The organism is Streptomyces albidicamelliae (assembly GCF_025642175.1).
Lineage (GTDB): Bacteria > Actinomycetota > Actinomycetes > Streptomycetales > Streptomycetaceae > Streptomyces > Streptomyces albidocamelliae.
This window is the reverse complement of sequence record NZ_CP106795.1, coordinates 3,947,902-3,967,570: the sequence shown is the minus strand read 5'-3', so window position 1 is coordinate 3,967,570 and position 19,669 is coordinate 3,947,902. Positions and strand designations below refer to the sequence as shown.

Sequence of the window (19,669 nt, the reverse complement as noted above, 5' to 3'; positions counted from 1 at the left end):
TCAGACATGGCGTAGATCTGGTGTCCGCTAGCGATTGAGGGATCACATGTCGTCCTACTTCACCGACCTGGCCCGGCAGTACATCGACGGCGAGTGGCGTCCGGGCAGCGGGTCCTGGGACGTGATCGACTTCAACCCGTACGACGACGAGAAGCTGGCCTCGATCACGGTGGCCACCGTCGACGAGGTGGACCAGGCCTACCGGGCCGCCGCCCGCGCCCAGAAGCAGTGGGCCGCGACCAACCCCTACACCCGGCGCGCGGTCTTCGAGCGGGCGCTCAGGCTGATCGAGGACCGCGAGCAGGAGATAGCCGACCTGATCATCGCGGAACTGGGCGGCACGCGCGTGAAGGCCGGCTTCGAACTCCATCTCGCGAAGGAGTTCCTGCGCGAGTCGATCCACCTCGCGCTGCGCCCCGAGGGCAGGCTCCTGCCCTCCCCGACGGACGGCAAGGAGAACCGCGTCTACCGGGTGCCGGTCGGCGTGGTGGGCGTGATCAGCCCCTTCAACTTCCCCTTCCTGCTGTCGCTGAAGTCGGTCGCCCCGGCCCTCGCGCTCGGCAACGGCGTGGTCCTCAAGCCGCACCAGAACACCCCGATCGCCGGCGGCACCCTGCTCGCGAAGATCTTCGAGGAGGCCGGGCTGCCGGGCGGCCTGCTCAACGTCGTCGTCACCGACATAGCCGAGATCGGCGACGCGTTCATCGAGCATCCCGTCCCGAAGGTCATCTCCTTCACCGGCTCCGACAAGACCGGCCGGCACGTGGCCACCGTCTGCGCCCAAAACTTCAAGCGCGCGGTACTCGAACTCGGCGGGAACAGCGCCCTGGTGGTGCTGGACGACGCCGACATCGACTACGCGGTGGACGCGGCGGTCTTCAGCCGGTTCGTGCACCAGGGCCAGGTCTGCATGGCCGCCAACCGGGTCCTCGTGGACGCCTCCGTGGCCGACGAGTTCACCGAGAAGTTCGTCGCCAAGGTCAGGACGCTCAAGGTCGGCGACCCGCGCGACCCGGAGACCGTCATCGGCCCGGTGATCAACTCGGCGCAGGCGAACGCCGTCTCGGGCACGGTCCGGCAGGCGATCGCCGAGGGCGCCACGGCCCTCGTGCACGGCTCCACGACCGACAACCTGGTCGAGCCCAGTGTGCTCACCGGTCTGCCCGCCGACTCCGCGCTGCTGCGGCAGGAGGTCTTCGGACCGGTCGTCTTCCTCGTCCCGTTCGACGGCGAGGAGGAGGCGGTCCGGATCGTCAACGACACCCCGTACGGCCTCAGCGGCGCCGTCCACACGGGCGACATCGAACGCGGTGTCGCCTTCGCCAAGCAGATCGACACCGGCATGTTCCACGTGAACGACGGCACGGTCCACGACGAACCGCTCGTCCCCTTCGGCGGGGAGAAGCAGTCCGGCATCGGCCGCCTCAACGGCGAGACGACGCTGGAGGCCTTCACCACCGTCAAGTGGATCTCCGTCCAGCACGGCCGCAGCGGCTTCCCGTTCTGACCCGCGACTCCCGGCCCGGCCCTTTTTCGCGGACCCGGGCCATTGAGGACAGCCGCTGACCGCAATGGCCCGTAGCGTCGTCGGTGTCGGGGAGAACGGCCCCGGCGCACCGATTCCACGAAAGGCGGCGGGTCATGGTCACTCACGTGCCGGCGGAGGCGCAGGGCGACGAGCGGGGAGCGCTGCTCGCGTTCATCGAGGAACAGCGCGGCGGGATCCGCCGGGCCCTGCTCGGGCTGACGGACGAGCAGGCCCGCACCCGTCCCAGCGCCAGCGAGCTCTCGCTCGGCGGCCTGCTCAAGCACGTCGCCGAGGTGGAGCAGAGCTGGCTCGCCCGGGCCAGGCAGGAGCCGCCCGCGGTGCGCCGTGACGAGACGAACTGGCACGAGACGTTCCAGCTGGTCGGCGACGAGACGGTGGCCTCGCAGCTGGCGTACTGGGAGCAGGTGGCCGCCGACACGGAGAAGTACATCCGCTCCGCGCCGAGCCTCGACGACACCTTCCCGCTGCCGCCGGACCCCTGGTTCCCGCCGGAGGGCCGTGTCTCGCTCCGGTGGCTCTGCCTGCACCTGATCCGCGAGACGGCCCGGCACGCCGGTCACGCCGACATCATCCGCGAGTCCCTGGACGGCAAGACCGCGTTCGAGCTGGTGGCCCTGGAGCAGGCCGGCTAGCCCCGCGGCCATAACCTGGACGGCATGTCAGCGATCCGTCTCCTCGTGCTCGGCGCGGTCCGCCAGCACGGCCGGGCCCACGGCTACCAGGTGCGGGGCGACCTGGAGTACTGGGGCGCGCACGAGTGGTCCCAGGCCAAACCGGGCTCGATCTACCACGCGCTCAAGCAGCTGGCCAAACAGGGACTGCTGCACGCGCACGAGATCGCGCCGTCCACCGCCGGAGGGCCGCCGCGCACGGAGTACGAGCTGACGGAGCGGGGCACCGAGGAGTACTTCGCCCTGCTGCGCGAGGCGCTCGTCTCCTACGACCAGCGCGGTGACGTCAAGACGGCGGCCCTCGGCTTCATGGTGGACCTGCCGAGGGCCGAGGCGGTGGCGCTGCTGAAGGAGCGCACCCGCCGGATCGAGGCGTGGCGCTCCTCGGTCACCGAGCACTACGTGCCCGCCGAAGGACCCGAACGGCTCGGCCACATCGGCGAGATCATGAGCATGTGGGTCCACACGGCCGACTCCGAGGCCGAGTGGACCCGCGGCCTCGTCGAGCGCCTGGAGAACGGTGCCCACACGTTCGCGGGCGAGGGCGAACCGTTCGTCGGCGTGCTCGCCGAGGGCCAGGAGAACCCGTACGCGACGGGCGAGCGGCACCCGGAGGACGACCGCTGACCGGACGCGGCCGCCGGCTGTCAGTGGTGGAAGCTCGTGGCCGCCCCCTTGTCCCGGGTCTGCGGGTGCGACTGCCGGCGCAGCTCCGGCAGCAGCCGGCTCAGGTCGTCCAGGAACAGGTCGGCCAGGTCGTGGGAGAAACCGTTGCGGCACACGATCCGCAGCACGGACAGGTCCTCGCGGTTCGCCGGGAAGGTGTACGCGGGCACCAGCCAGCCGCTCTCGCGCACACGCCGGGACACGTCGAAGACGTCGTACGCCGTGACGTCGTCGGCCGTGGTGAGCGCGAACACCGGCAGCTCGTCGCCGCGGGTGAGGAGCCGGAAGTCGCCGAGCGCCGCGATCCGGTCGGCCAGTGAGGTCGCCACGTCCCGCGTCGACTGCTGCACGGCCCGGTAGCCCTCGCGCCCCAGCCGCAGGAACGTGTAGTACTGCGCCACCACCTGGGCGCCGGGCCGGGAGAAGTTCAGCGCGAAGGTCGGCATGTCCCCGCCCAGGTAGTTGACCCGGAAGACCAGCTCTTCGGGGAGCGCCTCCTTGTCCCGCCACAGCGCCCAGCCGACACCCGGGTACACCAGCCCGTACTTGTGCCCGGAGGTGTTGATCGACGCCACCCGCGGCAGGCGGAAGTCCCAGACCAGGCCCTCGTCGAGGAAGGGGGCCACCATGGCGCCCGAGGCCCCGTCGACGTGCACGGGGACGTCCAGGCCGGTGCGCTCCTGCAGGGCGTCCAGAGCCGCGCACAGCTCGGCGATCGGCTCGTAGGAGCCGTCGAAGGTCGAGCCGAGGACGCCCACGACCCCGATGGTGTTCTCGTCGCACAGCTCGGCGGCGGCCTGCGGGTCGAGGTGGTAGCGGTCGCCGTCCATCGGGACCAGCCGGGCCTCCACCTCCCAGAAGTTGCAGAACTTCTCCCAGCACACCTGGACGTTGATCCCCATGATCAGATTGGGCCGCGCACCGGGGTACCGGTCGGCGTTCCGCTTCGCCCAGCGCCGCTTGAGGGCCATCCCCGCGAGCATGCACGCCTCGCTCGAACCGGTCGTGGAACAGCCCACCGCCGCCGACGGGTCCGGCGCGTTCCACAGGTCGGCGAGCATCGCCACGCAGCGCCGCTCCAGTTCGGCCGTGCGCGGGTACTCGTCCTTGTCGATCATGTTCTTGTCCCGGCACTCCGCCATCAGCACCCCGGCCTGCGGCTCCATCCAGGTGGTGACGAAGGTGGCCAGGTTCAGCCGGGAGTTGCCGTCCAGCATCAGCTCGTCGTGCACCAGCTGGTAGGCGGTCGACGGGGGGAGCGGGCCGTCCGGCAGCCGGTGCGTGGGCGGGGCCTCGGTCATGCCGGCGACGGGGTTGGCCTCCCCGAAGAACGGGTTGACCGACACCGTCCGCTGCTCGTGCTTCTCGGGACCTTTGTGCAGGGCCATGGACGTGCCTCCAGGGGGAGAGGGGGTCAGCGGATCGAGGTGCCGTCCGCCCGCAGCTGCATCTGCGGGCGCCCCGTCACCAGCAGCCAGGCCGGCAGCGAGGCGATGCACAGCAGGGCGATGATGGCGGGCGAGGCGACCAGGACGGCCGCGGTGAACAGGCTCACCCAGCCCTGCCGGGTGATCGCCAGGAGGATGCCCAGGACGCCCGTCGCCACGCCCAGCGAGGGATGTACGGCGGGAACGAGCGCGTGGGCGCACAGGCCCAGGGCGGTGCCGATGAAGACGGCCGGGAAGATCCGGCCGCCGCGGAAGCCGCAGGACGCGGCGACCAGCAGCGCGGCCAGCTTCACCACCGTCATGGTGGCGAACTGGCCCGCCGACCAGCCGTCCGGGTTCGCCGCGAGCACCCCGACCTCCGACAGCCCCTTGAACAGGGTCAGATGGCCGCCCACGGCCGCCAGGGCGCCGAGGACCACTCCGCCCGCCGGGAGCATCAGCATCGGATGCCGCAACCGCTGGAAGGCCGCGTGGACGTACGGGAACGCGCGGACGGCGCACATGCCGAGCAGCGCGGCCACCGGGGCGATCACCAGCGCGGCCAGCACGTCCCTGCCGTTCGGGTGGCCCAGGGGCGGCAGCCCGAGGTCGAAGGTCGGATGGGCCACCAGGGTGGTCGTGATCGCCCCGAACGCGCCCGCCGTCAGCGGCGCGAACAGGTTGTCCCACAGCAGACCGGGCATCGGCTTCCCGGCCAGCGCCTCGGAGATCACCAGCGCCGCCGCCACCGGCGTGCCGAACAGCGCCCCGATGGTCGCGGCCTCGGCGAGCACCGGCCACAGGGCGCCCGGTCTCCGTGGCAGGAAGCGCGTCCCGAGCCAGGCCACGAGTCCCACGTTGACGGCGATGATGGGGTTCTCCGGGCCCAGGCTCGGCCCGCCGGCCAGCATCAGCCCGGCCGCCAGCACCAGGCCCGGCAGCACGTACAGCGGCAGGACCGGGGCGTTCAGACCGGTCGTGGCCGGGTCCGGCCCGGCGTGCCCGGGCACCTTCCAGACCACCAGACCGACGGCGGCGCCGGTCGCCACCAGCATGACGAACATCCACAGCACCGAGTACGGCCCCACGCCCAGCGCCTTCGGCAGCGGCCCCCACAGCACGCGCTGCAACTGCTCGGCGGCCGAGCTGACGCCGACGAAGGTGAGACTCGCGAGCACGCCGACGGCGGCGGCGGGCAGGATGGACGGCAGCAGCGCCCGCGCCGGGGCCGCCGGCCGGGTCGAGGGAGCCTGCTTCTCGGTCTCCTGGGCCACGGGCTCACCATAAGCGGACATAACGCACCCAACATCCCGAGTGGAATCCGGCTTGCACCTCACGTGACGTCAGGCCTCAACGTGAAGGCGTACCGACGACAAGGAGCGGAAAGTGAGCTACTCCGTGGGACAGGTCGCGGGGTTCGCCGGGATCACGGTGCGCACCCTGCACCACTACGACGAGATCGGTCTGCTCGTGCCCAGCGAGCGCACGTACGCCGGCCACCGGCGCTACAACGACGCCGACCTCGACCGGCTCCAGCAGATCCTGTTCTTCCGGGAACTCGGCTTCCCGCTCGACGAGGTCGCGGCCCTGCTCGACGACCCGGACGCGGACCCGCGCGCGCATCTGCGCCGCCGGCACGAACTGCTGACCGTCCGGATCGAGAAGCTGCAGAAGATGGCCGCGGCCGTGGAGCACGCCATGGAGGCACGCACGATGGGCATCAACCTCACCCCCGAGGAGCGGTTCGAGGTCTTCGGCGACTTCGACCCCGACGAGCACGCCGCCGAGGCCGAGGAACGCTGGGGCGGCACCGAGGCCTACCGGCAGTCGCGGCGCCGGACCGCCTCGTACACCAAGGAGGACTGGAAGCGGATCAACGAGGAGATGGGCGCGATCCACGGCCGCATGGCGGACCTGCTCGCCGAGGGCATGCCCGCCGGCTCCGCGGCGGCCATGGACGTCGCCGAGGAGCACCGCCGGTTCATCACGCGCGCGTACTACGACTGCCCGCACGAGATGCACGCGTGCCTGGGGGAGATGTACGTGGCCGACGAGCGGTTCACCGCGACGTACGAGGCCGTCCGCAGCGGTCTCGCCGGGTACCTGAGGGACGCGATCGTGGCGAACACCGCGCGGCACACGGCCTCCTGAGGTCCTGGCCCGGGGTCACTCCCGGGCCAGGACCACCGCCGTGCCGTAGGCGCACACCTCCGTGCCGACGTCCGCGGCCTCCGTCACGTCGAACCGGAACATCAGCACCCCGTTGGCGCCACGCGCGCGTGCCTGCTCCACCAGCCGTTCCATGGCCTGGTTGCGGGTCTGCACGAGCGTCTTGGTGAGGCCCTTCAGCTCGCCGCCGATCATCGACTTCAGCCCGGCGCCGATCTGGCTCCCGAGGTGCCGGGAGCGCACGGTGAGGCCGAAGACCTCGCCGAGCACCTGCTGCACCCGGTACCCGGGCACGTCGTTCGTCGTCACGACCAGCACGTCCGGCTGGGGCCCCTGGCCGCCGCCGTAGTCATCGAGTCCCATGGCTCACAGCTTTGTGCCAGTCCGCCCACAGTGCATCCTGGAGACACCGGTGGAACCTGGGTCGGACACATCGCGTTGATAGCTTTGTGCGGCCCACATGGATGCCGCAGCCGCCTCACCCCCTCAGGAGCCCGGACCCGTGATGACACTCGCCCTAGGCCCGAGCTGGCTGGATCCCAACTATCTCCTCGACACCTACAGCATCTGGGGCCTGCTGCTCATCGTCTTCGCCGAGTCCGGACTGCTCATCGGGTTCTTCCTGCCGGGTGACTCGCTGCTGTTCACCTGCGGTCTGCTGATCACCTCGGACCAGCTGGACTTCCCGCTGTGGGGGGCGATCGCCCTGATCTGCCTCGCCGCGGTCCTGGGCGACCAGGCGGGCTACATGTTCGGCAAGAAGGTCGGCCCGTCCCTGTTCAACCGGCCCGACTCCCGCCTGTTCAAGCAGGAGAACGTCACCAAGGCGCACGAGTTCTTCGAGAAGTACGGCCCGAAGTCCCTGATTTTGGCCCGCTTCGTGCCGATCGTGCGGACGTTCACGCCGATCATCGCCGGCGTCAGCGGCATGAAGTACCGCTCGTTCCTGACCTTCAACGTCATCGGCGGCGTCCTGTGGGGCGCGGGCGTCACCCTCCTCGGCTCCTGGCTGGGCAACATCCCCTTCGTCAACAAGAACATCGAGGCGATCCTCATCCTGATCGTCCTCGTCTCCGTCGTCCCGATCGCGATCGAGTTCCTGCGCGCACGCGGCAAGAACAAGAAGGCCGAGCAGGCGGAGCCGGCCGCGGCGCAGGCCCCGTACCGGCCGCAGCAGCCCGCGTACCAGCGGCCCGCCGCGCACCAGCAGGCCCCCGCCATGGACGACGCCACGACGCAGCTGCGCCGCGTCGAGCCGGAACAGCCGTACCAGCAGCCGTACCAGCAGGACCCGCACCCGCAGCAGCACTGGAACCAGGGCTACGGCGACCAGGGCTACGGCGATCAGGGCCACCCCGATCAGGGCTACGGCGACCAGGGCTACTCCGGCCAGGGCTACGGCGACCAGTACTACGACCCGCAGCAGTACCCCCAGCAGCCCTACCCGCAGCAGCAGCACCCCGAGCAGCAGTACCCGCAGCACCCGCGGCAGGGGAACGGCCAGAGCCCGTACCCGTACGACCACCGCAACCACTGACGGGGGCCGGGCAGCGCCCTAGAAACCCCTCGTCCGCTTCGCGGCCCGGCGCTTCCCGGCGGAGCCGACCCGCAGGAACAGCCGCGAGATCTCCGACCCCAGATTGACCCCGATGGCGATGGCCATGGCCAGTGACGCGGCCTTGGCCAGCGACACCAGCCCCTTGTCCACGTCGTTCTGCGCGATGGACAGCAGCCCGAAGTAGGTCGCCGAACCGGGCAGCAGGGGGCCGATCGCCGCCGTCGTGTACGGCAGCGCGGACGCGAACCGGTACCGCGACAGCAGCTGCCCGAACAGACCCACCAGCCCCGCCGCCACGGCCGTGGACGCCACCGGTGAGATGTCGCTGACGACGTGCATGGCGCCGTACACCGACCACGCCACCCCGCCGCTGAGGGTCACCCACAGCACGGTGGACCGCTCCTGCTGAAGCAGCACCGCGAAGGTCAGCGACAGGACCATCGACGCCGCGATCTGCACCAGCGGCCGGTCGGAGCTGCCGAGCGCCGCGTCCGGGTTCAGCTGGCCGCCGACCTTCACCCCGAAGTACAGGACCACCAGCACCCCGGCGACGATGCCGACGAAGAAGTACATGACCTCCAGCAGACGCGCGGACGCGGTGATGTAGAAGCCCGTCAGGCCGTCCTGCACGCCCGCCACCAGCGCCCGCCCCGGCAGCAGCGCGAACAGCCCACCGGTGACCACCGCGGACGCCTTCAGGTCCACGTCGGCCAGCGCGAACGCCACACCGATCGCCGCGGGCGGCATCGCGGCCACCGTGAACTGGTAGAACTCCGGCAGCCCGCGCCCCGCGCACAGCCACGCGAGCCGGTCGCCGAGCATCGCGCCCAGCGCCGCCGCCACGAAGACGATCAGGTCACCGCCGACCAGCACGGAGGCCGCGCCGGCCAGCAGCCCGGAGGCCAGCGTCAGCGCCCAGCCGGGGTAGGGGTGCCGGTTACGGCGGATCTCCGCCAGGCGCCGGTAGGCCTCCTCCAGCGAGACATGGGTCTCCGGGTCGGTCAGATCGTCCACCAGCCGGAACACCGCCGCCAGCCGCGTGTAGTCGGTGCCCCGGCGCCGCACCGTGCGGGACGCCGTCACCGGGTCCTCCACCAGGGACGGCTGGTGCGAGATCGACAGCAGCGTGAAGGTCACGTTCGGCTCGCAGCGGTCGAGGCCGTAGGACCGGCACACCGCGAACATCGCGGCCTCCACGTCCTCGGCGCCCTCGCCGCCCGCCAGCAGCAGCTCCCCGATACGCAGCGTCAGGTCGAGCACGCGCGGGACGGCCGGACCGCCCTCCTCCACGCGCTGCACGTGTTCCGGCGCCGGGCGCTCGGTCACCGGCATGCGCAGCATCGTGCGCATCCGGTCCTGCCACGGCGCGTCCTTGATCAGGCTGACCATCGGCACGCCGGTGGCCGGCGTGAACGCGACCGGGGCCCCGCTGGCGCTGTACGTGCGCGGCGTGCTGAACGCCGACCCCTCCGGTTCCGCGCTCGGGGGCTGCGGCGTCTCCAGCCCCCGGGGCACGGTGAACTCGGAGGTCGTCTCCGGCTCACCACCCGTCCTCGGTACGTCGAGCCCCACCGGAATGGCGAACTCGGACGTGATCTCCGGGTCGTACCGCGCCTCGTCGGACCGGGGCTTGCGGTCCTCCGCCTCCATCACCTCGCACCGCTCCCTGAACGACACCTTCCGTAGGCCTCAGTATGCGCATGAGCACGCAGACGGGCCGCGTCACCCCACCCAGGGTGCCGCGGCCCGTCGGAGACAAACCGGCCGGTCAGTGGCCGCCCTGCTCCTTGAAGCGCTTGTACGACCGCTCGATCTCCACCTCGGCGTCCGTACGGCCCACCCAGTTGGCGCCCTCGACGGACTTGCCGGGCTCCAGGTCCTTGTACACCTCGAAGAAGTGCTGGATCTCCAGGCGGTCGAACTCCGACACGTGGTGGATGTCGCGCAGGTGCTCGACCCGCGGGTCGGTCGAGGGCACGCACAGCAGCTTGTCGTCGCCGCCCGCCTCGTCCGTCATCCGGAACATGCCGATCGCACGGCACTTGATGAGGCAGCCCGGGAAGGTCGGCTCATCCAGGATGACCAGCGCGTCCAGCGGGTCGCCGTCCTCGCCGAGGGTGTTCTCGACGAAGCCGTAGTCGGCCGGGTAGGCGGTCGAGGTGAAGAGACGGCGGTCCAGGCGGATCCGACCGGTCTCGTGGTCCACCTCGTACTTGTTGCGCGAACCCTTCGGGATCTCGATCGTGACGTCGAACTCCACCGGTGGCTCCTCCATGATCAACACATAGTTCTGGTGATTAAGTGTCCCTCACGCAGGTGTGTGATCGCGAAAGGGGCTGGTGGTCGTGCCAGAGCTGAGGCCTTGGCGAGCCGCGGGACCGCAGGTGAGGCGGATCGCGAGCGCCGTACGACCGCGTCTGGCAAGGGCCGCGGCCGCCGCCGGGCCGCGGGTCGCGCGGCTGGCGAAGGCCGTCCGTCCGCGGTCGGCGCCCCGCCCGAAAACGGCCCGGACCTGGCAGTACACCGCGGGCGCCGCCACCGCCGGCCTGGCACTGGCCGCCGGCGTGGTGACCGTGGCAGGCCCCTGGGACGCCAACGGTCAGCGTACGGCCGAGCGGGAACGGGCCGCCGCCCTCGAGCGGTCGGGTGGCACAGATCACGCAGGCTCCGGCACCGCGGCGGGCGCACCCCGCCCGGCCCCGAGCGCCGCACCCGTCCTGACCGGCCTGGGCGGTGCCGACGGCGCCGTCGGCACCACGAACGACGCCTCCGGCGCGAAACCCTTCGCCGACGTCCTCGGGCCCCTCCTAAACGCCCCCGCCCTCGGCGGCACCCGCACGGCCGCCGTCGTCGACGTGACCACCGGCAAGCGCCTCTACGCCACCGATCCCGGCAAGGCCCTCACCCCCGCCTCCACCACCAAGATCGCCACCGCCGTCGCCGCCCTGTCCGCCCTCGGCCCCGACCACCGCCTCACCACCCGCGCCGCACTCGAACCCGACACCGGCGAACTCGTCCTGGTCGGCGGCGGCGACCCCACCCTGACCGCCCGCGCGAAGTCCGACGGCTGGGCGAGCCTGCGCACCCTGGCCGCCGGCACCGCGAAGGCACTCCACGCGCGCGGCATCGGCGAGGTCACCCTGTCGTACGACACGACGCTGTACTCCGGGCCCGCCCAGCACCCCATCGGCGTCAACGAGAACCTCGCCCCCGTCAGCGCCCTCATCGCCGACGAGGGCCGCACCGACGCCTCCGTCAGCGGACCGGCGACGCGCGTGAGCGACCCCGCGAAGGACGCGGCGGGCAAGTTCGCCGGCTTCCTCGCCGACGCCGGAATCAAGACCACGCCCCCCGGCACCTCCAAGGCCACCACCCGCGCCCAGACCCTCGCCACCGTCTCCTCGCCCCCGCTGGCCGCCCTGGTCGAACGCATGCTGACCAACAGCGACAACGACATCGCCGAGGCGCTCGCCCGCCAGACCGCGCTCACCAGCGGCGAGCCCGCCAGCTTCGCCGGCGGCGCCAGGGCGGTCTCCGCCCGGCTGACCAAACTGGGCCTGCCGCTGTCCGGGGCCGCCTTCCACGACGGCAGCGGACTCGACCGCGACGACAAGCTCACCGCCGACCTGCTCACCGCCCTGCTGGTCGAGGCCGGCAACCCCGAGCGCCCCGGCCTGCGCCCGGTCCTCACCGGCCTCCCCGTGGCGGGCTTCACCGGCACCCTGGCCCGCCGCTACACCGACGGCGCGTCCGGCGTCGTACGCGCCAAGACCGGCACCCTGACCGGCGTGAACACCCTCGCGGGCACCGTCGTCGACACCGACGGCCACCTCCTCGCCTTCGCCTTCCTGACCTCCGGCACGGCGAACCCCCCGGAGGCCCAGGCGGCCCTCGACACGGCGGCCACGGCCCTGGCGGCCTGCGGCTGCCGATGACGGCGGCCGGCCCCGTGCCACCGCCCGGCGACCGGGCCGCCCACCCCCGGCGGCCCGCACGGTCTGCCCCAAGCCGGGACGCTCACGTACGGTTGACGGCATGACTGGCTTCGGCGGCACCGCATCTTCCGGGATGGTCGACTGGAACCTCGCGGTGGCAACCGCGACACGGCTCGTACGACCGGGCCCCGACGTCAGCCGTGACGAGGCGAGGGCCGTCGTCGCGGAGCTGCGCCGGCACGCGAAGGCCTCGGAGGAGCACGTCCGCGGCTTCACCCGGATGACCACCGAGGAGACCCACGACACCCCCGTCCTCGTCGTCGACCGGCCCGGCTGGGTCCGCGCCAACGTCGCCGGCTTCCGCGAGATCCTCAAACCCCTCCTGGAGAAGATGCAGGAGCGGCGCGCGGGCAGCCCCGGCAGCGCGGTGCTCGGCGCCGTCGGCGGCAAGGTCACCGGCGTCGAACTCGGCATGCTGCTGTCGTTCCTGTCCTCCCGGGTCCTCGGCCAGTACGAGACCTTCGCCCCCGCCGGCCGCGACCTGCCCGCCGGTGAGAACGGCGGCGGCCGGCTCCTCCTCGTCGCCCCCAACATCGTCCACGTCGAACGCGAACTCGACGTGGAGCCGCACGACTTCCGGCTGTGGGTGTGCCTGCACGAGGAGACCCACCGCACCCAGTTCACCGCCGTGCCCTGGCTGCGCGACCACCTCGAGGGCGAAATCCAGTCGTTTCTCGCGGAGACCGACGTCGACCCGATGACCTTCCTGGAGCGCATCCGGGAGGCCGCCCAGTCCCTCGTCGGCGGCCGCCCCGAGGGCGAGGAGGAGGACGGCGGACGTTCCTTCGTGGAACTGGTGCAGACCCCCGCCCAGCGCGAGATCCTCGGCCGTCTCACCGCCGTGATGTCCCTGCTGGAGGGGCACGCCGACTACGTCATGGACGGCGTCGGACCCAGCGTCGTACCGACCGTCGCGGAGATCCGCGAGAAGTTCCAGCAGCGCCGCGCCAAGGGCGCCTCCCGCCTCGACCAGGCCCTGCGCAAACTGCTCGGCCTGGACGCCAAGCTCAAGCAGTACCGGGACGGCGAGCGCTTCGTCCGCGCGGTCGTCGGGGACGTCGGCATCGACGGGTTCAACCGCGTGTGGACCTCCCCGAACACCCTGCCCACCAAGGCGGAGATCGCCAAACCGGCGGACTGGATCGCGCGGGTGCACCGCAGGACCGAGCCGTGAACGCCGCGGGGAGTCGTGGGAGGAATCCGGCCGACGGCAGACGGACGCCCCTTCAATCACCCGTCCGAGGGACCGTGGGCCATGCGTAGGCGTGCAATGCTCGGGGAACGGCCCGGTTCTGTCACCATCTACACACTCTGAGTGACCGAGCTCGGACTCGCCCCCCGAAAACTTCATGAAGGGAACCGGACATGGGTCCCCATCCTGCGGTCGCGGCGATACGCCTGGCGGTTCGCCGCGTACTCCACGACCTCCTCAACGACCAGCAGAACCCCGGCGCGCACCCGGATCGGCCGGCCGAGCGGCCCCCCTCCCCGCTCGTGCTCGTCGCGTGCTCCGGCGGCGCCGACTCCATGGCGCTCGCCTCCGCCCTCGCCTTCGAGGCTCCGAGACTCGGCATCCGAGCGGGCGGTGTCACCGTCGACCACGGCCTCCAGCCCGGCTCCGACCTCCGCGCCGACGAAGTGGTCCTGCGCCTTCGCCAACTCGGTCTCGACCCCGTCGAGTCCGTCGCCGTGACCGTCGGCCGCGAAGGAGGGCCCGAGGCCGCCGCCCGCGACGCCCGCTACGCCGCCCTGGACGCGCTGGCCGAACGCCACGGCGCCGCCGCCGTCCTGCTCGGCCACACCCGTGACGACCAGGCCGAGACCGTCCTGCTGGGCCTCGCCCGCGGCTCCGGCATCCGCTCCCTGTCCGGCATGGCCGCGGTCTCGGGGGCCGGCGGCCGTTACCGGCGGCCCTTCCTGCACGTCGACCGCCAGACCGCCCGCAAGGCCTGCATGGTCCAGTCCCTGCCCGTCTGGGACGACCCGCACAACGCCGACCCGGCCTACACCCGCTCCCGGCTCCGGCACGAAGGCCTGCCCGCCCTGGAGAAAGCTCTCGGCAAGGGTGTCGTCGAGGCGCTCGCCCGCACCGCCCAGCTCTCCCGCGACGACGCCGACGCCCTCGACAGCTGGGCCAGGCAGGCCGAGTCCTCCGTACGGGACGCCGGCGGGCTGCTGGAGTGCGCGAAGCTCTACGCCCTGCCGCCCGCCGTCCGCCGCCGCATCCTGCGCCGGGCCGCGATCGAGGCCGGTGCGCCGGCCGGTTCGCTGTTCGCCCGGCACATCGAGGAAGTCGACCGTCTGATCACCGGCTGGCGCGGCCAGGGAGCCATCAATCTCCCGGGCAAAGTCGTGGTCCAGCGGCAGGGTGGCAGACTGGTGATTCGGCAGGGCTGAATCCCGACCTCCCGGAGCGATCCTCCGGCGGCCGGTCCGGGCAGCCGGAGGCCGTAAGTGCGGGACGACCGAAAGTGATGCGGGTGGACGCGAAAGACATGGGTGCCGACCTCCAGCAGGTGCTCATCACCAAGGAAGAGATCGACGCGAAGCTGGCCGAGCTGGCCGCGAAGATCGACGCGGAGTACGCGGGCAAGGATCTGCTCATCGTCGGCGTCCTCAAGGGCGCGGTGATGGTCATGGCCGACCTCGCCCGAGCGCTGTCCACCCCCGTCACGATGGACTGGATGGCCGTGTCCTCCTACGGCGCGGGCACCCAGTCCTCCGGTGTGGTCCGCATCCTCAAGGACCTCGACACCGACATCAAGGGCAGGCACGTCCTGATCGTCGAGGACATCATCGACTCGGGCCTGACCCTGTCCTGGCTGCTCAACAACCTCGGCTCCCGCGAGCCCGCCTCCCTGAAGGTGTGCACGCTGCTCCGCAAGCCGGACGCCGCCAAGGTCGCCATCGACGTGGAGTGGGTCGGCTTCGACATCCCCAACGAGTTCGTCGTCGGCTACGGCCTGGACTACGCCGAGAAGTACCGCAACCTGCCGTTCGTCGGTACGCTCGCGCCGCACGTCTACGGCGGCTGACCCCGGAGCGGACCCCCGGGCTGCGCCAGTCGGCCCAAGCCCGGTGGGACGATCGGGAACCCCGGCGGGGCCCGCGCCGTTGAAGCATGCAGAGACGGGTTTCCCGGCCCTCGAAACGGCTTCGTGCGGCTTCGGGCAACAATGCTGGGGTACCGTCAGAAGAACTGTCTTATCAAACTCACTATGGCAGGAGGGACGGGGCGACACCGCTCCGTATGGATGGACGTGAAGCGATACTTCCGTGGGCCGGTCATGTGGATCGTGCTGGCCGTCCTTGCCGTGGTCGTGTTGATGCAGGTCGTCGGCTCGTCCGGCGGCTACAAGACGGTGGACACCGGTCAGGTCGTCGCGGCGATCAATGACAACAGGGTCCAGTCGGCGAAGCTGACCACAGGCGACGAACAGACCATCAAGGTCAATCTCAAGGACGGCCAGAAGGTCGACGGCAGCTCGAAGATCCAGGCGAGCTACATCGGCGACCAGGGCGTGACCATCGCCAGCCAGCTGCAGACCAAGTACCAGGACAAGCAGATCCCGGACGGCTACACCGTCTCGCCGTCGAAGCAGAACCCGTTCGTCGGCGTCCTGCTCTCCCTGCTGCCCTTCGTCCTGATCGTCGTCGTCTTCCTGTTCCTGATGAACCAGATGCAGGGCGGCGGCTCCCGGGTCATGAACTTCGGGAAGTCCAAGGCCAAGCTCATCACCAAGGACACCCCCAAGACGACCTTCTCCGACGTCGCCGGCTGCGACGAGGCCGTCGAGGAGCTCCAGGAGATCAAGGAGTTCCTCCAGGAGCCGGCCAAGTTCCAGGCCGTCGGCGCCAAGATCCCCAAGGGCGTGCTCCTCTACGGCCGCCCGGGTACCGGCAAGACGCTCCTCGCGCGCGCCGTCGCCGGCGAGGCCGGCGTCCCCTTCTACTCGATCTCCGGTTCCGACTTCGTCGAGATGTTCGTCGGTGTCGGTGCCTCCCGGGTCCGTGACCTGTTCGAGCAGGCCAAGGCGAACGCCCCGGCCATCGTCTTCGTCGACGAGATCGACGCGGTCGGCCGCCACCGCGGCGCCGGCCTCGGCGGTGGTCACGACGAGCGCGAGCAGACGCTGAACCAGCTGCTCGTCGAGATGGACGGCTTCGACGTCAAGGGCGGCGTCATCCTCATCGCCGCCACCAACCGCCCGGACATCCTCGACCCGGCGCTGCTGCGCCCCGGCCGCTTCGACCGCCAGATCGCGGTCGACCCGCCGGACCTGCAGGGCCGCCTGGAGATCCTCAAGGTCCACCAGAAGGGCAAGCCGGTCGCGTCCGACGTCGACCTGGCCGCCGTCGCCCGCCGTACTCCCGGCATGACCGGCGCCGACCTGGCCAACGTCCTCAACGAGGCCGCCCTGCTCACCGCCCGCGGTGACCAGAAGCTGGTCGACAACAAGGCGCTGGACGAGGCGATCGACCGTGTGGTCGCGGGCCCGCAGAAGCGGACCCGGATCATGTCGGACAAGGAGAAGAAGATCACCGCGTACCACGAGGGCGGTCACGCCCTGGTCGCGGCGGCCTCGCCGAACTCCGACCCGGTCCACAAGATCACGATCCTGTCCCGCGGCCGTGCCCTCGGGTACACGATGGTCCTGCCGGACGAGGACAAGTACTCGACCACCCGCAACGAGATGCTCGACCAGCTCGCCTACATGCTGGGCGGCCGGGCGGCCGAGGAACTGGTCTTCCACGACCCGACCACCGGCGCCGCCAACGACATCGAGAAGGCCACCAACCTGGCCCGCGCGATGGTCACGCAGTACGGCATGACCGAGCGGCTCGGCGCGATCAAGTTCGGCGGCGACAACAGCGAGCCCTTCCTCGGCCGTGAGATGGCTCACCAGCGCGACTACTCCGAGGAAGTCGCCGCGCTGGTCGACGAAGAGGTCAAGAAGCTCATCGAGACCGCGCACAACGAGGCCTGGGAGATCCTGGTCGAGAACCGCGACGTGCTCGACCAGCTCGTCCTTCACCTGCTGGAGAAGGAGACCCTGGGCAAGGAGGAGATCGCCGAGATCTTCGCCCCGATCCACAAGCGCCCGCCGCGGCCCGCGTGGACCGGGTCCTCCCGCCGCACCCCGTCCACCCGCCCGCCGGTGCTCTCCCCCAAGGAGCTGGCACTGACCAACGGTGCGAACGGCGCGACGGCCTCGATCAGCACGGCCAAGTCCACCGCCTCGGAGTCCGCCCCGGTGACGGAGCAGACCCCGGAGGACCGCCCCGAGAGCTGAGGCACCCGGCCGACAGGCCCGGAATGAATGCCGCGCCCCCCAGGTTTTAGCCTGGGGGGCGCGGCATTCGTATGTCCGCGGCAAGACGTACAGGAACGAGGCATCAGATGACCGACCCCGTGACGCTGGCCGGCGACGGCTTCATCGGCGAGTTCGACGAGAAGCGGGCCGAGAACGCCGTACGCGAACTCCTCATCGCGGTGGGTGAGGACCCCGACCGCGAGGGCCTGAAGGAGACGCCGGCACGGGTGGCGCGCGCGTACCGGGAACTGCTGGCGGGACTGTGGCAGGAGCCCGAGGACGTTCTGACGACGACCTTCGATCTGGGGCACGACGAGATGGTCCTGGTGAAGGACATCGAGATCGTCTCCCTCTGCGAGCACCACCTGCTGCCGTTCCACGGCGTGGCGCACGTCGGGTACATCCCGGCCGAGACGGGCAAGATCACCGGACTGTCCAAGCTGGCCCGGCTGGTCGAGGTGTTCGCCCGCCGCCCGCAGGTGCAGGAACGACTCACCACCCAGATCGCGGACTCGCTCGTGCGGATCCTGGAGGCGCGCGGCGCGATCGTCGTCATCGAGGCCGAGCACATGTGCATGTCGGTGCGCGGCATCCGCAAGCCCGGCGCCAAGACCACCACGTCGGCGGTGCGCGGCCAGCTGCGGGACGCCACCACCCGCGCCGAGGCGATGAGCCTGATACTGGCGTGAGCCCCGTGACCGGGGGCGGCGGTCAGGCCACCGGCTCCGCGCCCGGGTGGTTCTGGTCGTCGTCCTCCGGGAGCTTGCAGACCCGCTCCAGGAACAGGGCCGCCACTATCACGCCGAGCGCGGACACCACCGAGAAGCCGGCGTAGATGGCCTGGTCGCGGCGGGCGGGGATGTCGAGAAGTTCCAGGAGGAACACGCCCGTCCCGGCGTACATGCCGGCGACGAGGGCGGCGACCAGGGCGCTGGCCTGGCCGAAGACGACCGCGCGGGCGGCCATCAGGGGGTCGACGCCCTTCGCCCCGGGACGGCGCTCGCGCTGGGCCCGCAGACGGGCGCGCAGCGAGAGCGCGGTCGCGAGCAGGACGACGGCGATCAGCGCCAGGACGATCGGCGCGGCCAGGGGGACGCTGGGGAGTGTCCCGATCGAGTTCCAGAGGCGGGCGCCCGCCCAGGACAGGATGCCGGCCACGAAAAACACACCGACCAGCACCCTGATGCGCAGCTCTCTCACGGTGTCCCTTCAGCTCCCCCCGGACCGTCCCGGATCGTTGGTCGTCTTGACCTTAACGACTACTCGGGCAGTCGGAGTTCCAGGTCCGCGCGTGCCTCCACGCCTTCGCGGGTCACGGACGCGAGAAGGGTGGCCACGGTGCCGCGGCCGGGCAGCTGCGCCTGCGGGTCCACGTCGTGCCACGGCGCGAGGACGAAGGCCCGCTCGTGGGCGCGCGGGTGGGGCAGGGTGAGGTGCGGGTCGTCCGAGGTGACGTCGGCGTAGGAAACGATGTCGACGTCCAGGGTGCGCGGGCCCCAGCGTTCGTCGCGGACGCGGTTGAAGGCCTCCTCGACGGCGTGCGCCCGCTCCAGCAGGGAGGCGGGGGGCAGGGTGGTCTTGAGGACCACGACCGCGTTGAAGTACGACGGCTGGCTGCCGGGCTCGACGCCCCACGGCTCGGTCTCGTAGACCGGGGAGACGGCCTTCACCCGGACGCCGGGGGTGTCCTCCAGGGCGTCGACGGCGCCCTGGAGGGTCTCCAGGCGGTTGCCGAGGTTGGAGCCGATGGAGATCACGGCCCATTTCGGGTTCTGCAGGGTCGTGTCGGCGGCGTCCACCCTCTCGACGACCGAGGCGGGCACCGGCTGGACGGTCGGGTCGCTGTGACCCTGGAGGAAGGATCGGGTCATACTCGGCTCCGGGTGATGGTGACGGTCACGTCGTCGAAGGGGACGGTGATCGGCGCGTCCGGCTTGTGGACGCAGACCTCGATCTCGTGGACCCCTTCGTGCTTCAGGCAGGTCTGGGCGATCCGCTCGGCGAGCGTCTCGATGAGGTTCACGGGCTCGCCCTCGACCACGGCCACGACCTCCTCGGCCACGATGCCGTAGTGCACGGTCTTCGCCAGGTCGTCGTCGGCCGCGGCCGGCCGGGTGTCCAGGCCGAGGACGAGGTCGACGATGAAGGTCTGGCCCTCCTCGCGCTCCTTGGGGAACACACCGTGGTGCCCGCGGGCCTTGAGGCCGCGCAGCGCGACACGATCCACGCGAATCACTCCTGCAATCGTCGGGAACGACCGGGTCGTACCGCGTGCGGGCGGCACACCGGTCACAGACGAATCTACCTGCGGGCGCCGAC

19 protein-coding genes are annotated in these 19,669 nt (G+C 71.1%); 11 read left to right on the top strand and 8 right to left on the bottom strand.

Annotation, left to right across the window (positions count from 1 at the left end; translation table 11 throughout):
• The first annotated feature begins 46 nt into the window (after nucleotides 1-46).
• The 3 genes from N8I86_RS18310 (at nucleotide 47) to N8I86_RS18300 (ending at nucleotide 2,847) form a co-directional block, all read left to right on the top strand.
• A complete protein-coding gene (locus tag N8I86_RS18310) occupies nucleotides 47-1,507 on the top strand; it encodes an aldehyde dehydrogenase family protein (protein ID WP_073901131.1) in 1,461 nt (486 codons plus the stop codon).
• 134 nt (nucleotides 1,508-1,641) lie between these two features.
• A complete protein-coding gene (locus N8I86_RS18305) occupies nucleotides 1,642-2,181 on the top strand; it encodes a DinB family protein (RefSeq protein ID WP_073901129.1) in 540 nt (179 codons plus the stop codon).
• Between the two features lie 24 nt (nucleotides 2,182-2,205).
• The gene (locus N8I86_RS18300; RefSeq protein WP_123437487.1) at nucleotides 2,206-2,847 is read left to right on the top strand and encodes a PadR family transcriptional regulator; all 642 of its coding nucleotides are present in this window, start codon (nucleotides 2,206-2,208) and stop codon (nucleotides 2,845-2,847) included.
• A 20-nt stretch (nucleotides 2,848-2,867) separates the two neighbouring features.
• On the opposite strand, the gene N8I86_RS18295 is transcribed toward N8I86_RS18300, so the two are convergent.
• Nucleotides 2,868-4,274 carry a glutamate decarboxylase gene (locus N8I86_RS18295; RefSeq protein ID WP_263278240.1) on the bottom strand — a complete coding sequence of 469 codons (1,407 nt, stop codon included), beginning with the start codon at nucleotides 4,272-4,274 and terminating at the stop codon, nucleotides 2,868-2,870.
• 26 nt (nucleotides 4,275-4,300) lie between these two features.
• Nucleotides 4,301-5,587, bottom strand: a complete 1,287-nt coding sequence (locus N8I86_RS18290) for an ion channel protein (RefSeq protein ID WP_263278239.1) — start codon at nucleotides 5,585-5,587, stop codon at nucleotides 4,301-4,303.
• 112 nt (nucleotides 5,588-5,699) lie between these two features.
• On the opposite strand from N8I86_RS18290, the gene N8I86_RS18285 reads away from it, so the two are divergent.
• Nucleotides 5,700-6,464, top strand: a complete 765-nt coding sequence (locus N8I86_RS18285) for a MerR family transcriptional regulator (protein WP_263278238.1) — start codon at nucleotides 5,700-5,702, stop codon at nucleotides 6,462-6,464.
• 15 nt (nucleotides 6,465-6,479) lie between these two features.
• On the opposite strand, the gene N8I86_RS18280 is transcribed toward N8I86_RS18285, so the two are convergent.
• Complete coding sequence (locus N8I86_RS18280; protein WP_073901121.1) at nucleotides 6,480-6,845, bottom strand: YbjQ family protein; 366 nt, start codon at nucleotides 6,843-6,845, stop codon at nucleotides 6,480-6,482.
• Nucleotides 6,846-6,987: 142 nt separating this feature from the next.
• On the opposite strand from N8I86_RS18280, the gene N8I86_RS18275 reads away from it, so the two are divergent.
• A complete protein-coding gene (locus tag N8I86_RS18275; RefSeq protein ID WP_404830816.1) occupies nucleotides 6,988-8,019 on the top strand; it encodes a DedA family protein in 1,032 nt (343 codons plus the stop codon).
• An 18-nt stretch (nucleotides 8,020-8,037) separates the two neighbouring features.
• Here N8I86_RS18275 and N8I86_RS18270 read toward each other — a convergent pair whose 3' ends face one another.
• Nucleotides 8,038-9,693 carry a threonine/serine exporter family protein gene (locus N8I86_RS18270; RefSeq protein ID WP_073901117.1) on the bottom strand — a complete coding sequence of 552 codons (1,656 nt, stop codon included), beginning with the start codon at nucleotides 9,691-9,693 and terminating at the stop codon, nucleotides 8,038-8,040.
• Between the two features lie 115 nt (nucleotides 9,694-9,808).
• A complete protein-coding gene (locus tag N8I86_RS18265) occupies nucleotides 9,809-10,300 on the bottom strand; it encodes an inorganic diphosphatase (protein WP_073901115.1) in 492 nt (163 codons plus the stop codon).
• Between the two features lie 124 nt (nucleotides 10,301-10,424).
• Here N8I86_RS18265 and dacB point away from each other — a divergent pair, with 124 nt between their 5' ends.
• The 6 genes from dacB (at nucleotide 10,425) to folE (ending at nucleotide 18,039) form a co-directional block, all read left to right on the top strand.
• Nucleotides 10,425-11,975 carry a D-alanyl-D-alanine carboxypeptidase/D-alanyl-D-alanine endopeptidase gene (gene dacB / locus N8I86_RS18260; protein ID WP_263278236.1) on the top strand — a complete coding sequence of 517 codons (1,551 nt, stop codon included), beginning with the start codon at nucleotides 10,425-10,427 and terminating at the stop codon, nucleotides 11,973-11,975.
• Nucleotides 11,976-12,075: 100 nt separating this feature from the next.
• Nucleotides 12,076-13,209 carry a zinc-dependent metalloprotease gene (locus N8I86_RS18255; protein ID WP_073901109.1) on the top strand — a complete coding sequence of 378 codons (1,134 nt, stop codon included), beginning with the start codon at nucleotides 12,076-12,078 and terminating at the stop codon, nucleotides 13,207-13,209.
• A 191-nt stretch (nucleotides 13,210-13,400) separates the two neighbouring features.
• Nucleotides 13,401-14,432, top strand: a complete 1,032-nt coding sequence (tilS, locus tag N8I86_RS18250; protein ID WP_263278235.1) for a tRNA lysidine(34) synthetase TilS — start codon at nucleotides 13,401-13,403, stop codon at nucleotides 14,430-14,432.
• A 77-nt stretch (nucleotides 14,433-14,509) separates the two neighbouring features.
• Nucleotides 14,510-15,070 carry a hypoxanthine phosphoribosyltransferase gene (hpt, locus tag N8I86_RS18245; RefSeq protein ID WP_073901105.1) on the top strand — a complete coding sequence of 187 codons (561 nt, stop codon included), beginning with the start codon at nucleotides 14,510-14,512 and terminating at the stop codon, nucleotides 15,068-15,070.
• 219 nt (nucleotides 15,071-15,289) lie between these two features.
• Nucleotides 15,290-17,329 (top strand): ATP-dependent zinc metalloprotease FtsH, encoded by a 2,040-nt coding sequence (ftsH, locus tag N8I86_RS18240; protein WP_073901103.1) that lies wholly within the window; start codon nucleotides 15,290-15,292, stop codon nucleotides 17,327-17,329.
• 107 nt (nucleotides 17,330-17,436) lie between these two features.
• On the top strand, nucleotides 17,437-18,039 hold the full coding sequence (gene folE / locus N8I86_RS18235) for a GTP cyclohydrolase I FolE (protein WP_073901101.1): 603 nt from the start codon (nucleotides 17,437-17,439) through the stop codon (nucleotides 18,037-18,039).
• Between the two features lie 22 nt (nucleotides 18,040-18,061).
• On the opposite strand, the gene N8I86_RS18230 is transcribed toward folE, so the two are convergent.
• Genes N8I86_RS18230 through folB form a run of 3 tightly spaced genes read right to left on the bottom strand, consistent with a single transcriptional unit; the run spans nucleotide 18,062 to nucleotide 19,577 of the window.
• A complete protein-coding gene (locus N8I86_RS18230; protein WP_073901099.1) occupies nucleotides 18,062-18,550 on the bottom strand; it encodes a DUF3180 domain-containing protein in 489 nt (162 codons plus the stop codon).
• A 59-nt stretch (nucleotides 18,551-18,609) separates the two neighbouring features.
• Nucleotides 18,610-19,221: a 2-amino-4-hydroxy-6-hydroxymethyldihydropteridine diphosphokinase gene (gene folK / locus N8I86_RS18225; RefSeq protein WP_073901097.1), complete on the bottom strand. Its 612-nt coding sequence runs from the start codon at nucleotides 19,219-19,221 to the stop codon at nucleotides 18,610-18,612.
• Entirely contained in the window at nucleotides 19,218-19,577 is a 360-nt protein-coding gene (gene folB / locus N8I86_RS18220) for a dihydroneopterin aldolase (protein WP_073901096.1), read from the bottom strand. Before folB ends, folK begins: the two co-directional genes overlap by 4 nt.
• Between the last annotated feature and the right edge of the window lie 92 nt (nucleotides 19,578-19,669).